Raw genomic sequence first — 15,968 nt, forward strand, 5'->3', positions numbered from 1 at the left:
CGGTGGGCCTGCCTTCCGGCTGAGGGTGGGTCGGACTGCGGGCGCGGTCCGGGGTCCCCGGAGCGCGCCCGGACGACTCTGGCACGCCCACCCGCCCCTCGGCCAGAGCCAACCCGGCCCGCTCACCGATCCGCCGACCGAACCGACACCCGGACCGACCGAACCACCTGCCGCACCACCGACCGGACCACCGACGGATCCGAGGCAGCGGGCGCCCGGACCGTAATCCACTGGTCACGGCCACCCGCCCAGGGCAGCATCATCGCCATGACCACCGACACCCCGGCCCTGCTCCTCGCCCCGCGCATCAACGAGACGGGCCTGCAGCTTCGTACCGCCGCCGGACGGCGCGGTCTGCGGGCGTTCGTGGCGACGTCCTGGCAGGCCCCGCGCGAGCTGCTCGGCGCGGCGGTGCACGTGTACGGCGGGCCGCTGTTCGGCGACGCCGTCGGCCGGGAGCTCGGCCTCGGCCTGCTGGAGCCGGCGGCCGACTGGCTGACCCGGCTGCCGCTCGCCCTGACCGGACGCCGGGTCGCCTTCACCACCCTGGCCGAGGCGCGCCGGCTGCGGCGCCCGGCCTTCGTCAAGCCGCCGGTGGACAAGCTGTTCGCCGCCCGGGTCTACCCCGACGGCGGCGCGCTGCCGGGGCCCGGGCTGCTGGACGACGACACCCCGGTGCTGGTGAGCGACGTGGTGCGGTTCGCCACGGAGTACCGGCTGTTCGTGCTGGACGGCGCGGTGCGGGCCGGCTCTCGCTACGCGGTGGACGGCGACCTGTCCGTCGCCCCGCTCGGGACCATCAGTGCGCCCGGAGGCACCCAGGTGCCCGACGGCGAGTGCGCCGAGGTGCTCGCGTTCACCCGCGACGTCCTGGCCGCCGCCACGTCCGACGCGCCGCTGCCGAGCGCCTCCGTGGTGGACGTCGGCCGTACCGAGGACGGCCGTTGGGCCGTGGTGGAGGCCAACGCGGCCTGGGCCAGCGGCGGTTACGCGGCCGACCCGGACGCCGTCCTCGACGTGGTGCTGCGCTCGGGCGGGCCGGCCGCCCAACTCCCCGCCACCGACCGTCCGTTCCTGCGCGAGCTGCCCGAGGTGGTGCGCTGAGCGGGTCGGCCGTACGGGGCCGGGTCTTGCGGTGCCGGCGGATCATGGCCGAGGATCCGCGCCATGACCACCTCTCACCTCACCCACATCACCGAGCCGCCCGGCGTCGCGCCCGGCACCGGCTACACCCAGGTCGTCACCGGCACCGGCCGGCTGGTCCAGGTGTCCGGTCAGGTCGCCTTCGACGAGCAGCGGAACCTGGTCGGCGTGGACGACCCGAAGGCTCAGGCGCGGCAGGTGTTCGAGAACCTGCGCCGGTGCCTGGCCGCCGCCGGGGCCGGCTTCGAGCACGTCGTGAAGTTCACCTTCTTCATGACCGACATCGCCTACCTCCCGGCCGTCCGGGAGGCCCGCGACGAGTACCTGGGCTCCCTGCCGCTGCCGGCCGCCTCCGCGATGCAGGTGGTGGCGCTGTTCCGGCCGGAGGTGCTGATCGAGATCGAGGCCCTGGCGGTGGTCCCCGAGTAGCCGGGGTTCACGCCGCCCCGAGGCTCGCGTCCCGTCGCCCGGCCCACCGGACGACGGGGCGCATCCCCAGGCCCGCTGCCGCCAGCAGCGCGCCCAGGACGACCCAGCCGGCCGTGCCGTACCCGATCACCGCGGTGCTGACCAGCGCCGGGCCGGCCATCAGCGCCGCCGCCGTGCCCGCGTTGAACACGCCCTGGTAGGCGCCGTGGTCACGCTCGCCCGCGAGGTCGTAGCTGAGCGACCAGCCGCCCGCCTGGGCGGTGACCTCGCCGAGCGACTGCAGCATGACGCCGCCGAGCACCACCGCGGCCGCGAGGACCGAGGGCAGACCGGGTGCCACCGAGATCACCAGGCAGGAGGCGGCGAGCACCAGACCGGCACGTCCGCAGGCCCGGGCTGCCCCCGCGCGCTCCTCGGTGCCCCGGGTGGCCCGCATCTGCAGGGTGATCACCAGCAGGGTGTTGACGACCAGGGTGCCCGCGACGGTGATCCGCGGCGCCTCGGTCTCCTGCACGATCCAGAGCGGCACGCCGACCTCGAGGACGGCGAACTGGAGGCACAGCACGGCGTTCAGCACCGTCACGGCCAGGAACGGACCGTCCCGCAGCGCCGGGTTCCGCCGCCGTCCCTGCTTGACGCCCTTGCCCGCGGGGTCCGACGGGTCGGCCACGCCGGTCTTCGCCGTCGGTCCGCCCGCGGCCGAGGACCGGACCGAAGTCGAGGACCGGACCGCGGTCGAGGGGCGCGGCGGGACGGAGAGGCGGTGGAACAGCACGGCGACGGCCGCGAAGGAGACGGCGTCGGCCAGGATCGCCGTCAGGTAGACCGGCCTGGTGTCCAGTTGGAGCGCGATCGCGCCCAGCGCCGTACCCAGGCAGATCCCGATGTTGGTGACCACCCGCAGGTGGGCCCGGCCCGCCACCCGCCGGTCGGCGGGCAGCACCTCGGCGTAGAGCGCGTTGCGGACGGCGGCGGAGCCCCGGTCCACGGCGGAGACCAGGCAGGCCAGCGCGACGAACGCCGGGTAGCTGTGCACCAGCACGTACCCGGCCGTGGCAACCGCCTGCACCGACACCAGCACCACCAGGACCCGCCGGGCGCCCCAGCGGTCCGCGGCCCGGCCGGCCGGCACGCTCGCGATGACCCCGCACAGTCCGGCGGCGGTCAGCCCGAGGCCCAGCTGGGCGGCGCTCAGGCCGAGGACCCGGGTGAAGAACAGCACCGCGACGGAGAGGGACAGGCCGTTGCCCACCGTGTTGACCAGGGTGATCCCGGCCAGCCGGCGGACCGTCGGGTCGGGGTGGAGCCGGCGCCGCAGGGCGGCGGCGGCGCCGGTACCGGACGGGTCGACGGGCGCCGCCGGGCCCTCGGGAACAGCCGGGCTCTCGGGCACCGCCGGGCCCTCGGAGGCAGTCCGGCTCTCGGGCACAGCCGGCTTCTCGGATCCGCTTTCGGGCATGGCAGGGGAAGGTGCGGAGGACTCCGCCGTCGAGGTGGTCATACGAAGATCCCACCGCCCGGCGGAGCGGTGCGGGTATTCCTTTAGGCTCTGGCTAAATCCTGAGCCCAAAGGACTCCCCTCCTCCGGCCGGATCCCAGCAGAAGGACGCCCGTGCACCGGTACACGCTCCGCCTGGCCGACCTCGCCAGCACCTGGTTCGCCGTCTCCCCGATCCACGAGGCCGTGCTCAGCCTGCGGATGTGGACCCACCCCGGCGTCTACCACCTGCAGAGCGGGGCCTTCGAGCGGCTCCGGCCCGCCTTCGAGCGGCTGGACTCCCGCCTGCTGCTCTCCCTCGTCGCCCAGAACCGCTGGGTCCCCGACTTCCTGACCCCCCGACCGGTCTCCCCCTCCCCCGAGTTCCGCTCCGAGCTCGCCGCCGTCCGCGCACTGCCGCCGGAGCAACTGCGCCCCGAACTGGAGCTGACCTTCCTCCCGCACGGCCAGCCGCTGCCCGCCACGCTGCAGGCAGGTCTCGCCGATCCGGAACAGCTGCTGGCGCGGATCGCCGACGCACTGGAGGAGTACTGGGAGGCGTGCCTCGCGCCCACCTGGTGGCCGCAGGCCCGCGCCACCCTGGAGGCCGACCTGGTCTACCGCGCCCGGCTGCTCGCCCACCACGGCGCGGCGGCCCTGTTCGCCGACCTGGACCACCGGCTCCGCTGGGAGAACGGCGCGCTGTCGATCAACCGGCACTGGACGGGCGGGGACGTCGAGACGGCGGTGGACGGGCGCGGCCTGGTGCTGTGTCCGACCTTCTTCGTCCGCGGCGCGATCACGATGATCAGCAACGAGCGCGCACCGCAGATCAGTTACCCGGCACGCGGGCAGGCGGGGATGGCCGGCCGGGGCGCCCCGGTACCGGCGCGGGCGGTGGAGGCCCTGGTCGGCGCGCCGAAGGCCCGGCTGCTGGCGCTGCTGGCGGAGCCCGCCTCCACCACCGACCTCGCCTACCGGCTGGGTGTCACCCCGGGCGCGGTCAGCCAGCACCTGTCCGTCCTCGCCGCCACCGGCCTGGTCACCCGGGCCCGGCACGGCCGCTCGGTGCTGTACCTGCGCAGCCCGCTCGGGGACGAGCTGACGGGCGCGAACGGATAGCGGGCGGGCCGACCGAACACCCGACCCGCCCAACTCCCCAGTGGTACAGACCTGTTGACGCATTGGTCCAGTCCTCCTACAGTGCCCATGCCCCCGCCCCCCACGGCGCGGGCACCGGTCGCGCACGGATCAACCCCGGTTCTACGTCCCCCTGTTCCACCCCCACAGCCACAGGGAGAACCATGTCCGCTCGATCCCGGGCCGGACGCCCACGCATGCGCAGCAGACTGCTCGCACTGCTCAGCGTCCTGCTCCTCCCTCTCGCCGCGCTCACCGCGCTGGCCACCCCGGCGAACGCCGCCGGGAAGCTCACCGCCACCTTCACCACCGCCGACAACGGCTCCTGGTGGCAAGGCACCTACATCGTCCACAACGACACCGCGGCCGCAGTCTCCGGCTGGACCCTGGAGTTCGACCTCCCGGCCGGCGTCACCATCGGAAACAGCTACAACGGCACCGCCACCATCAGCGGCCGGCACGTCAGCGTGGTCGCCGCGTTCTACAACTCCACCGTCAACGCCCACGGCACCACCGAGCCGTACAGCTTCTGGTTCGTCGGCAGCGGCCCGGCCGCCACCCCGCTCAACTGCCGGATCAACGGCGACAAGTGCGACGGCACCCCCGACGTCCCGCCGTCCGCGCCGGGCGCCCCGACGGTCACCGAGTCCACCGCGCACACCCTCGCCCTGAGCTGGCCGGCCGCCACCGGCGGCGACTTCCCGGTCACCTCCTACGACGTCCTGGACGGCGGCAACGGCGGCAGCGGCGGCACCGTCCTCGCGTCCGGCCCGGCCACCAGCGCCCTGGTCACCGGCCTCACCCCGGCCACCTCGTACACCCTGACCGTCCGGGCCAGGGACAGCCGTGGCAACACCGGTCCGCTCAGCGCGCCCGTCACCGCCGCCACCTTCGACCCGGCCACGGACACCGTCCCGCCCACCGCGCCGGCCAACCTCCGTACCACCGCGGTCGGTTCGACGGACGTCTCGCTCGCCTGGAACGCCGCGACCGACAACGTCCGGGTCGCCGCGTACGACGTCTACCAGGGCGGTGCCCTGGTGACGACGGTCACCGGCAAGGCCCTGGCCGCGACCGTCGGCAGCCTCTCGCCGTCCACCGCCTACACGTTCACCGTGAAGGCCCGCGACGCCGCCGACAACGCCTCGCCCGCCTCGGCGCCGCTCACCGCGACCACCTCGGACCTGGTCGGCGCCGGGAAGTACGCCCGGGTCGGGTACTTCGTCCAGTGGGGCATCTACGGCCGCCAGTACTTCGTCAAGAACCTGGAGACCTCGGGCAGCGTCGCCAAGCTCGACGTCGTCAACTACGCCTTCGAGAACATCGATCCGGTCAACCTGACCTGCCTCGCGGGCGTCACCAAGGGCACCACCGCCAACCCGCAGGACCCGGACCAGGGCACCGGAGCCGGTGACGCCGACGCCGACTACGCCCGCCCGATGAGCGCCGACCAGTCGGTGGACGGCGTGGCCGACGACGGCTGGGGCAAACTCCGCGGCAACCTCAACCAGTTGAAGAAGCTCAAGGCCAAGCACCCGAACCTGAAGGTGGTCGTCTCACTCGGCGGCTGGACGTACTCCAAGTACTTCTCCGACGTCGCCGCCACCGACGCCTCCCGCCGGAAGTTCGTCAAGTCCTGCGTGGACACCTGGATCAAGGGCAACCTGCCGGTCTACAACGGCGCCGGCGGCGACGGCGTGGCCGCCGGGATCTTCGACGGCATCGACCTCGACTGGGAGTGGCCCGGCTCAGCCGACGGTCACGCCGGCAACCACTGGAGCGCCGGCGACAAGGACAACCTGACCCTGCTGCTGGCCGAATTCCGCAAGCAGCTCGACGCGTTGGGCGGCTCGCACAAGCTGCTCACCGCCTTCACCCCGGCCGATCCGGCGAAGGTCACCGCCGGCTGGGACGTGGGCAGGATCTTCGGCTCGCTGGACATCGCCAACGTCCAGGGCTACGACTTCCACGGTTCGGGCAGCGACAACTCCTGGGAACCGAACCGCACCGGCCACGCCGGCAACCTGTACCAGGACCCGAACGACCCGTACGGCTTCCACTTCAGCGTGGACGCGGCCGTCCAGGCCTACCTCGGCGCCGGGGTCAACCCGCGCAAGCTGACCATCGGCTTCCCGTTCTACGGGCGCGGCTGGCAGGGCGTGGCGGACGGCGGCGCGAAGGGCGTCTGGCAGTCCGCGACCGGTGCCGCGCCGGGCCAGTTCGCCGAGGAGGCCGGCACCCGCGGGTACCAGAACCTGATCACCGGCGTCCCCGGCCTCACCGTCTACCACGACCCCAAGTCCGTTGCGACGTACGGCTACACGGGGGCCGGCGGGCAGTGGTGGACCTTCGACGACGCCTGGTCGATCGCCCAGAAGACGGCCTACCTCAAGTCGAAGAACCTGCTCGGCGGCATGATCTGGGAGATGTCCGGCGACACCCCGTCCGGCACGCTCATGTCCGCGCTCGACACCGGCCTCAAGTAGCCGCTCCCGCCGTCTGGTTGCGGAAGCGCGCGGGGCCGGCGGCCCTCCCGAACCGGAGGGTCACCGGCCCCGCGCGGGTACGACCGCCCTACCGCGCCGCCATCGACGTCAGCTTCCGCGCCGCCCGGTTCTGCCGCAGCACCTGGGAGAAGGTGGTGTGCCCCTGGGTGTTCCGCGCGAAGGCCCGCCAGGCGGCCGGCACCAGGCAGACCGCGGCGTGGAACAGGTACGGCCGCCGCTCGAAGGCGTTCAGCAGCTGCTTGCCCGCGCGCATCTCCACGCCCAGCCCGGCCTTCACCGCGAACGCGTAGTTCAGCGCCTCGCGTCGCACCGCCGCCGCGTTGCCCGCCTCGGCGACCTGCACCGCCCACTCACCGGCCAGCCGGCCCGAGCGCAGCGCGTACGAGATGCCCTCGCGGGTCCACGGCTCCAGCAGTCCGGCCGCGTCGCCGGCGACCAGCACCCGGCCGCGGGAGAGCGGCGAGTCCTCGGCCCGGCAGCGGGTCAGGTGTCCGGACTCGACGCTGGGGGTGAAGCCGGACAGGCCCAGCCGCCGGATGTAGTCGGCGAGGTACTGCTTGGTCCGCTCGCCGTCGCCGCGCGCCGAGATGACGCCGACGGTCAGGCTGCTGGTCTCGGTCTTCGGGAACACCCAGCCGTAACTGCCGGGCAGCGGGCCCCAGTCGAGGTGGATCCGGCCGGCCCAGTCGGCCGCGACCTGCGGCGGCACCGGGATCTCCGCCTCCAGCCCGAGGTCGATCTGGTCGAAGGTGACGCCGACGTGCCGGGCAATCCGGCTCGCGCTGCCGTCCGCGCCGACCACCGCGCGGGCCTCGAAGGTGCGCCCGTCGGCGGCCGTCACCAGCGCGGTCCGGTGCTCGCCGCCGCGCTGCTCGACGCCGGTGACGGTCACTCCGGTGACCAGCACCGCCCCGGCCGCCTTGGCCGCCTGCACCAGGCGCAGGTCGAACTCGTCCCGGTTGACCAGGCCGAACAGCATCCGCTGAGAACGCCTCGTACGGGTGTACCGCCCGTCGTACGCGAAGGTGACGGCGTGCACCCGGTCCTGCAGCGGCAGCCGGAAGTCCGGCGGCAGGCTGTCCCGGGACGGGCCGATGATGCCGCCGCCGCAGGTCTTGTAGCGGGGGTGCTCGGCCTTGTCGAGCAGCAGCACCCGGCGGCCCTGGACGGCGGCGGCGTGAGCGGCCGAGGAGCCGGCCGGTCCGGCGCCGACCACCACGACGTCCCAGACGCCGTCCGGCGGCGAGGCCGCGTCGTCGAGCGGCGAGGCCGTCCCGTCGAGCGGGCTGTCGAGCGGGCTGCGGGAATCGGAGCTTCCGGAGTCATTCACGTCGAGCAATCCTATGCGTCCGCCCGCCCCACCGGACGCCGCACCACCCGACGCCGCGCGCCCTGAACACCCGGCGCCCACCCGAACACCGCGCGCCTGCCCCCGGCGCCACCCGGCCCGACCCCGACCCCCGGCCCGCCCGGCCGGCTCGGAGCGCCCGGCCCTCGGAGCTCCCGGTTCCGCTCCCGCCTATGATCGGCGGTACCCCAACCGACTCCGTCCGCCCGCGGCACCCCACGGGCGGCCCCACCCCCTCGGAGCCCAGATGTCACAGCCCCTGGCCGACGCCGTCCGGTCCCTGATGGACCGTGCCCGCACCGACCTCGCCGAGCTGGTCGCCTTCCCGTCGGTCGCCGACCCGCGCCAGTTCCCGGTCGAGGAGTGCGAGAAGGCCGCGCGCTGGGTCGCCGACGCGTTCGCCGCCGAGGGCCTGACCAACGTCCAGCTGCTCGACACCCCGGACGGCACCCAGTCCGTCTACGCCGAGCTGCCCGGCCCGGCGGGCGCGCCGACCGTCCTGCTCTACTCGCACTACGACGTCCAGCCCCCGCTCGACGAGGCCGGCTGGTCCAGCCCCGCCTTCGAGCTGACCGAGCGTGACGGCCGCTGGTACGGGCGCGGCGCCGCGGACTGCAAGGGCAACATCCTGATGCACCTGACCGCCCTGCGGGCGCTGCGCCAGGTGTACGGGGACGCCTACCCGGTCGGCCTGAAGATCATCGTGGAGGGCTCGGAGGAGCAGGGCACCGGCGGCCTGGAGCGGTACGCCGAGGCGCACCCCGAGCTGCTCACCGCCGACGCGATCATCATCGGCGACACCGGCAACTTCGCCCCCGGCCTGCCCACGGTGACCGCCTCGCTGCGCGGCATGACGGTGGTCGAGGCCTCGGTCACCACCCTGGCCGGGAACCTGCACTCCGGCGCGTTCGGCGGCGCCGCCCCGGACGCGCTGCAGTCCCTGGTCCGGATGCTGGCCTCGCTGCACGACGAGAACGGCGACGTCACGGTCGCCGGGCTGAGCGCCGACCAGACCTGGGAGGGCGTGCAGTACCCGGAGGAGCAGTTCCGCGCCGACGCGAAGGTGCTCGACGGCGTCGCGCTGACCGGCACCGGCACCATCGCCGACCGCCTCTGGGCCCGCCCGTCGGTGACCGTCCTCGGCATCGACGCCCCGCCGGTGATCGGCGCCACCTCCTCCGTCCAGGCCGCCGCCAAGGCGCTGATCAGCCTGCGCGTCCCGCCGGGCATGGACTCCGCCGCCGCCCAGGACGCGCTGATCGCCCACCTGGAGGCGCGGGTCCCGCTCGGTGCCAAGCTCACCGTCGAGCGCCAGGGCTGCGGTTCCGCGTTCCGCGCCGACACCACCGGCCCCGCGTACGAGGCGATGGGCGCGGCCATGGCGGAGGCCTTCGGCACCGAGATGGTCGCGTCCGGCGAGGGCGGGTCGATCCCGCTCTGCAACACGCTGCGCTCGCTCTACCCGCAGGCCGAGATCGTGCTGATCGGTGTCGAGGAGCCGACCACCCAGATCCACGCGGTCAACGAGAGCGTCGACCCGCGGGAGCTGGAGCTGATGGCCCTCTCCGAGGCGCTGTTCCTCCGCCGCTACGCCGAGCTGCGCTCCGTCTGACGGACGCCGGCCTGACCGGCCCCGGGCCGGGGGCCACCGCTCCCGGCCCCCGGTCCCGGCCGTCCGCCGCGCCACCGGCGGGCGGCCGCCACCACGGCCGCGTACCCGACGGCGCCCACCGCGAGCCCGGCCCCGGCGCCGAAGCACACCTCCGGCACCAGGTTCCGCTTCAGCGGACTGAGCCGGTGCAGCACCCCGGCGGCCGTCGCCGCGCCCAGCACCACGACGGCCGCCCGCCGCGTCCGGGGGCGAGCCGGACGGCCGGCCGCACCGGCTCGACCGCCCCCACCGCGCGCGACGCCCAACCGCCCATCGCCGCCAGCGCGAGGGCCGAACTGCCGTACTGCAGCGCCTCGTACAGCGGGACTCCGGCCACCGAGCGGTCCAGCACGGGCAGCAGCCGGACACCGAGCCGACCTCCGTGCGTGAACGCGTCCCAGCCGACGTGGGTGGCCGCGCCGATCGCCGCCGAGGCCGCGAACCACGCCACGCCCTCGGCCGTACCCGCGCCCGCGCCGACGCCCGTACCCGTACTCGCGCCCGTACTGCCCCCGGCCCGCCGGACCGTCAGCGCCTCGGCGCCGCCCGCCCACCGCTCGGGCAGCAGCGCCACCAGCGGCCCCCGCAGCATTCCGTGCCAGCCGGCCACCAGCGCGCCGGCGAGCGCCACGTCCAGCGTCGGCACCGCCCACCAGCGGTGCGTCAGCCCGCCGTGGCCGTACACCCCCGGCAGCAGGGACTCGGCGAAGAACGGCAGGTCGGGCGCCATCGACCCGGCGACCAGCGCCGACGCCACCAGGGGCCCGCGCTCCCCGGCACGGCGCAGCAGCGGGAGGACGGCGGCGGGGTGGCTCAGCGTGAACGGCATGACCCCATCCTCCCGTACCGCCGCCCCGCCACCCCTGTGAGCTCGTCCGGCCCCGGCCGAGCCCGATCCAACCGAGCCGCACCGAGCGAGGCCGAACCGGGCTGAGCCAGGCCACCCCGCCGGAACAGCTACGCCGCGTCCGCCGTGCTCGCCAGCCCGACGGCCACCCGGCACCCCGCCTCCAGGTACCGCAGCTCCCCGATCCGCCGGGCCTCCAACGCGGCCGCGAGCCGCCGGTACCGGCTCGGGGGCAGCAGATCGGCGGCCTCGTCCAGGGTGACGAAGCGCCAGCTGCGCAGCTCCTCGGGCTGCAGCAGGACGTTCTGGCGGCCGGCCGCGTCCAGCAGGCCGCCGTCGTACATCAGCCGCAGACCGCCGCGGCGGGGGCCGGTGCGCGGCTCCCAGTCGACGGCGAGCAGGCGCAGCCCGGCCGGGTCGAGGCGCAGGCCCAGCTCCTCGGCGGTCTCGCGCAGCGCGGCGTCGGTGGGGGCCTCGCCGCGCTCGACCACGCCGCCGGGGAAGTCCCAGTCGGGCTTGTAGACGGGGTCGACGAGCAGGACGCGGTCCTGCTCGTCGAAGAACAGGACGGCGGAGGCGACGGTGTCCCCGGTCGGGTCGGGGCTCTGGACGATCGGGCAGCGGGCCGCGCCGACCCGGACCAGCTCGGCGATCCGCAGGGCGGTCTCCCGGGGCGTGAGGTCGCTGGTGTCGATCATGCGGGCGTCCCCGACCAGCCAGCGGCGGGCGGCGCGGTAGCGGGGCAGGTGCTCGAAGCACCAGGTACGGACCCGTTCGCTGGCCTCCGGATCGCCCGGGCACTCCTCGCGGTGGGTTATGCGCTCACGCAGGATCGTTTCTTCGGGGTCCAGCACGAAGTGGTGCACCGTGACCCCGTGTGAGGCGAGGTCACCGAAGATCTCGTCCCGGTAGTCCTCTCTGAGCAGCGTCATCGGGACCACCAGCGGGCCCTCGACCTCGTTGAGCAGCGCGGCGGCCGTCTCCGGGACGAGCCGGCGCCAGGCCGCCAGGTCCTGGAAGTCTGACACCGCCGCCAGCCGGTCGGCCGGGAGCATCCGGCGCAGACCGAAGCCCACCTGCTCGGGATCGAAGAGCACGCTCCCGGGCAGCAGTTCCACCAGCTCGCGGCAGGCACTCGTCTTGCCCGCCCCGAATGTGCCATTGACCCAGACGATCACAACGTCCCCTGCCCCTCGACTTCCCCCGATGCCGTTCACACCGGGCAGCGCCCCCGTCGGCTGAACCAGCGCCACCCGTGGTGGTACCCGCGCCGAGCGGCTCCCCATGCCTCCCCGACGCACCCGCCCGCGCGTCCCGGTCTGCCCCGTGACAGCGGCATGTGCCCAGGCCAGGCGCCCGCGTACAGAAATATGCAGACCGGTCTACATCAAAATTGCACCCCTCCACCATTGCCCCCGCACAGGATGTCGGGTGGGCCGACTTCCCGCGCACGCCCACCCGCGCGCCGCTCACGCCCCCGCACTGACACCCGGTCCACGCTCTCACTGACACGCATTCCACGGCCCGCCGGTTGCCCACCCGCTTGCGCCGCCCGGACCCCGGCGCGTACAGAGGGACGATGAAGCTGCTGCCCGTCGGCCGGGTCGTCGTCATCGGATCGGTCACCACCGACCGGATCCTCCGGTGTCCCGCGCTCCCGTCCCCCGGCGGGACCGTCCTCGCCGACGCCGCCGCCCAGGGGTTCGGCGGCAAGGGCGCCAACCAGGCGGTGGCGGCGGCCCGGATGGGCGCGGCCACCCACCTGGTCGCCAAGATCGGGCGCGACGCCGAGGGCGAGGCGGCGCTCGCGGACCTGCGCGGCGCGGAGGTCGAGACGGGCGCCGTGCACACGCACCCCGACGCGCCCACCGGTCAGACGATCGTCCTGGTCGACCCGGCCGGCGAGAACATCATCGTCGTCGTCCCCGGCGCCAACGCATATCTGACCCCCGAGGAGGTCACCGCCGCCCTCGCCCGACTCCACCTGCTCCCCGTCGACGTGGTCCTCACCAGCAACGAGGTCCCCGCCGAGTGCATCCGGGCGACCGCCGCCGCCCTGCCCGCCCAGGGACCGTCCGGCGGCACCCGCTGGCTGCACGACACCGCCCCCGCCGGAGCCCTGCCCGGCCCCGGCCCGACCGGGCGCCGCCCGCTGGTCGTCGCCAACGCCGCCGAGGCCCATCGGCTCACCGGGGCCGCCGACGTCACCGCGGCCGCCCTGGCCCTCGCGGACCGGGCCGAGGGCGTGGTGATCACCCTCGGCGGCGAGGGCGCGCTGGTCGCCGCCGACGGCCGGTCGCACCGCCTCCCCGCGCCCGCCGTCCGGGTGGTCGACACCGCCGGAGCGGGCGACGTCTTCCGCGGCGCCCTCGCCGCCGAACTCGCGCGCGGCGCCGAGCTCCCCGCCGCGGCCGCCACCGCCGTCGCCGCCGGGGCCTTCGCCGTCACCGCCCCCGGCGCCCGCGGCGCGCTCCCCCGCCCGACGGACCTCTGACCGGCCGTCGCTCGAACAGCCCGAACAGCCCGAACAGCACGCACGGCACGCACAGCCCGCACAGCACGCGTCGGGGGCGCCGACCCGACCGGACGCCCCCGACGTGCGGATCCACGGACCCGCGGACGCGCTACGGCCGCCCCATGTACGCCGGGTAGTAGCCGCTGCTGATCCCCGAGATCCGGATGTCGGTCCCGGGCCGCGCGGCCTCGACGTACTGGTTGTTGCCGAGGTAGATCGCCACGTGCTGGATGCCCCGCGCGGTCCCGTCCGGCGACCAGAAGAGCAGGTCACCGCGGCGCAGCTGGCTCGCCGTGATCGGCGTGGTGGCGGCGTACTGGTCGTTGGCGACCCGCGGCAGGCTGATGCCGCCGCGCTTGAACGACTGCTGCACCAGGCCCGAGCAGTCGTACCCGTCCGGCCCGTTGCCCGCCGTCATGAACGGCTTGCCCAGCTGGGCCAGCGCGTACTGCACGGCGGTCTCGACGTCCGGGTCCACGGCGACCGAGCCGCCGGAGGAGGACGAGCCGGAGGAGGACGAGGACGAGGAACCGCCCCCGGTCCGCGCCAGGTAGATGTCGTAGTGGGTGGTCCAGCGCCACTCGCCCTTGCTGTTGCGGAACCAGTAGCGCGAGCCGTCCCAGCCCTGCTTGATCCCGCCGCTCGACGTGGTGGTCGAGGAGGACTTGGTCGAGGAGCCGCCCCCGGTCCGCGCCACGTACACGCTGTAGTGCGAGGTCCAGCGCCACTGCCCCTGGCTGTTCTTGAACCAGTACCGCGAGCCGTCCCACCCGGCGTGCGCCGGCGCGGTCTCGGCGACCGCGGGGCTCACGCCGGTGCCGAGGCCGAGCACGCCCGCTCCGGTCGCGATCACGGCCACCATGCCTATCCCCCGACGGATCCGGGCGGCCCGGGACGGACGGGAGGAGCGGGCGGTGGCAGCGGTCTGCTGCGCGGTCGGTTCGTCGGCGGCATCCGGCGCGCCGGTGTTGACGGTGGTCATCCTGCTGACTTCCTTCACTGCTGCGACGTTGCGGATCGCGGCGGATCGGTGTCGACCGCTGCGAACTGCCGCCGGACGGCGGCCGCGGAACTGCTTCGAACCCGCCGTACGTCCGGAAGGACCGGTTCGCACGGCTCGGCAGATCAGTCCTGCCTGCGTGTCACGTTAGGCACGCGTCCGCTCACGGCGCGCAGTGGAGTGCGCCAATGGATGGGTCACGGGCGGTGAGCACCGACGGCGCATCAGGGTGAACACCCGTCACCGGGAGGGCGTCCGACGCCCCCTCATCACCGGCCGCCGGCCTCCGCCAGCAGCTGCTTCTTCAGCACCTTCCCCAGTGCGTTCCTTGGCAGTTCGGGTACCAGCACGACCCGGCGCGGCCGCTTGTGCACCGAGAGCCGCTCCGCCACAAAGGCCGTCAGCTGGTCCCCCGTCACGGCACCGTCCGGGATGACGTACGCGACGATCGCCTGGCCGAGGTCCTCGTCCGGCACGCCGACCACCGCCGCGTCGGCGACCGACGGGTGATCGCGCAGCGCGGCCTCCACCTCGCCCGCGCCGATCCGGTAGCCGCCGCTCTTGATCAGGTCCACCGAGGCCCGGCCGACGATCCGGTGGAAGCCGTCCGCCCCGATCACCGCGACGTCACCGGTCCGGAACCAGCCGTCCGCCGTCCACGCCTCGGCGTCGGCGTCCGGCCGGTTGAGGTAGCCGCTGAACAGCGTCGGACCGGAAACCTGCAGCTCACCGACGGTCTCCCCGTCGTACGCCACCGGCGCGCCGTCCTCGCCGACCAGCCGGGTGCGCACCCCCTCCAGCGGCAGGCCGACGCTGCCGGGCCGCCGCTCGCCGTCCGCCCGGGTGCTGACGGTGATCAGCGACTCGGTCATCCCGTACCGCTCGATCGGGGCGTGCCCGGTGAGCGCGGCCAGCTTCTCGAACACCGGTACGGGCAGCGGCGCGCTGCCGGAGACCAGCAGCCGGGCCGGGGCCAGCCGGGCGGCCGCCTCCGGGTCCGCCGCCAGCCGGGACCAGACGGTGGGCACACCGAAGTACAGACTGCCGCCGGCCTCCGCGTACCCCGCCGGGGTGGGGCGCCCGGTGTGCACCAGCCGGCTGCCGGTGCGCAGGGCGCCGAGCACGCCGAGCAGCAGCCCGTGCACGTGGAACAGCGGCAGACCGTGGGTGAGGGTGTCCTCGGCGGTCCACTGCCAGGCCGCGGCCAGGGCGTCCAGGTCGGCGGCGATCGCCGCGCGCCGGATCACCGCGCCCTTCGGCGCGCCGGTGGTGCCCGAGGTGTAGAGCACGAAGCCGGTCGACTCCGCGGCCGGCTCGGCGTGGGTGGTGGCGGAGCGCTGCTGGGGGTCGACCGGCAGGCCCTCCACCCGTCCTCCCTCCGGCAACGCCTCCCCGACGGCGTGCGCGAGCAGGGCCGCGCCCGAGTCCCGCAGGATGTGCTCGCGCTCCTTGGGCCCCGAGTCCGGCGGCAGCGGCACCACCGGGACACCGGCCAGCAGACCGCCGACCACGGCGATGACGGTCTCGACGGTGGGCCGGGCGAGCACCGCCAGCGCGGGGGCCCCGGCCACCCGGTCCGCGACGGCGGTCGCCGCGCCGAGCAGCTCCTCCCGGGAGAGCGCCCGGCCGTCGACCCGCAGCGCGTCCGCCGCGTCGCCGAAACCGCCCTGAAGTGCCGTCAGCAGTGCCATGCCACCGTCCTCGTCCTCGTCCCACGCCATCGCGTCACGCCCCTCGCGTCACACGTTCAGGTCATGCGCCCGGCTCATGAGCTCGGCTCATGTGCCCGGGTCGTGCCCCGCGCGTCACCCGTCCGGGTCATGAGCTCGACTCATGGGCGCGCCATGAGTCCGCCTCATGTCCCCGGGCATGAGCTTGTCTCATACCCCTCGCCATGAGTCCGCCTCATGC

Annotated in this window: 12 protein-coding genes; 6 read left to right on the forward strand and 6 right to left on the reverse strand. The window is 74.6% G+C overall.

The genetic code is table 11. From position 1 onward, the window contains the following. Window positions 1-267 precede the first annotated feature (267 nt). Entirely contained in the window at window positions 268-1,104 is an 837-nt protein-coding gene (locus tag ACYP53_RS36040) for an ATP-grasp domain-containing protein (protein ID WP_189923993.1), read from the forward strand. Between the two features lie 63 nt (window positions 1,105-1,167). Beyond that, complete coding sequence (locus ACYP53_RS36045; protein ID WP_189923992.1) at window positions 1,168-1,572, forward strand: RidA family protein; 405 nt, start codon at window positions 1,168-1,170, stop codon at window positions 1,570-1,572. Window positions 1,573-1,579: 7 nt separating this feature from the next. On the opposite strand, the gene ACYP53_RS36050 is transcribed toward ACYP53_RS36045, so the two are convergent. Further along, window positions 1,580-3,001 (reverse strand): MFS transporter, encoded by a 1,422-nt coding sequence (locus ACYP53_RS36050; protein WP_459650535.1) that lies wholly within the window; start codon window positions 2,999-3,001, stop codon window positions 1,580-1,582. Between the two features lie 183 nt (window positions 3,002-3,184). Between ACYP53_RS36050 and ACYP53_RS36055 the strand changes: the two genes are divergently transcribed. Next, the gene (locus ACYP53_RS36055; RefSeq protein ID WP_229929117.1) at window positions 3,185-4,171 is read left to right on the forward strand and encodes an ArsR/SmtB family transcription factor; all 987 of its coding nucleotides are present in this window, start codon (window positions 3,185-3,187) and stop codon (window positions 4,169-4,171) included. Between the two features lie 215 nt (window positions 4,172-4,386). Beyond that, a complete protein-coding gene (locus ACYP53_RS36060; RefSeq protein ID WP_459650536.1) occupies window positions 4,387-6,675 on the forward strand; it encodes a glycosyl hydrolase family 18 protein in 2,289 nt (762 codons plus the stop codon). A gap of 88 nt (window positions 6,676-6,763) precedes the next feature. Here ACYP53_RS36060 and ACYP53_RS36065 read toward each other — a convergent pair whose 3' ends face one another. Beyond that, entirely contained in the window at window positions 6,764-8,026 is a 1,263-nt protein-coding gene (locus ACYP53_RS36065; RefSeq protein WP_373313912.1) for a geranylgeranyl reductase family protein, read from the reverse strand. Between the two features lie 265 nt (window positions 8,027-8,291). Here ACYP53_RS36065 and ACYP53_RS36070 point away from each other — a divergent pair, with 265 nt between their 5' ends. Further along, the gene (locus ACYP53_RS36070) at window positions 8,292-9,656 is read left to right on the forward strand and encodes a M20/M25/M40 family metallo-hydrolase (RefSeq protein ID WP_459650537.1); all 1,365 of its coding nucleotides are present in this window, start codon (window positions 8,292-8,294) and stop codon (window positions 9,654-9,656) included. Window positions 9,657-9,825: 169 nt separating this feature from the next. Here ACYP53_RS36070 and ACYP53_RS36075 read toward each other — a convergent pair whose 3' ends face one another. Both ACYP53_RS36075 and ACYP53_RS36080 read right to left on the reverse strand, forming a co-directional pair. After that, window positions 9,826-10,524: a DUF4184 family protein gene (locus ACYP53_RS36075; protein WP_459650538.1), complete on the reverse strand. Its 699-nt coding sequence runs from the start codon at window positions 10,522-10,524 to the stop codon at window positions 9,826-9,828. Window positions 10,525-10,652: 128 nt separating this feature from the next. Continuing rightward, window positions 10,653-11,720 (reverse strand): NUDIX hydrolase, encoded by a 1,068-nt coding sequence (locus ACYP53_RS36080; RefSeq protein WP_189923986.1) that lies wholly within the window; start codon window positions 11,718-11,720, stop codon window positions 10,653-10,655. 401 nt (window positions 11,721-12,121) lie between these two features. Between ACYP53_RS36080 and ACYP53_RS36085 the strand changes: the two genes are divergently transcribed. Continuing rightward, complete coding sequence (locus ACYP53_RS36085) at window positions 12,122-13,036, forward strand: PfkB family carbohydrate kinase (RefSeq protein ID WP_459650539.1); 915 nt, start codon at window positions 12,122-12,124, stop codon at window positions 13,034-13,036. 130 nt (window positions 13,037-13,166) lie between these two features. Here the strand turns inward: ACYP53_RS36085 and ACYP53_RS36090 are convergent, their stop codons facing one another. Then, on the reverse strand, window positions 13,167-14,039 hold the full coding sequence (locus ACYP53_RS36090; RefSeq protein WP_189923984.1) for a C40 family peptidase: 873 nt from the start codon (window positions 14,037-14,039) through the stop codon (window positions 13,167-13,169). 287 nt (window positions 14,040-14,326) lie between these two features. After that, window positions 14,327-15,748, reverse strand: coding sequence for an acyl-CoA synthetase (locus tag ACYP53_RS36095; RefSeq protein WP_459650540.1), 1,422 nt, complete (start codon window positions 15,746-15,748; stop codon window positions 14,327-14,329). Window positions 15,749-15,968: the final 220 nt, after the last annotated feature.

The organism is Kitasatospora sp. Ki12, from assembly GCF_054601375.1.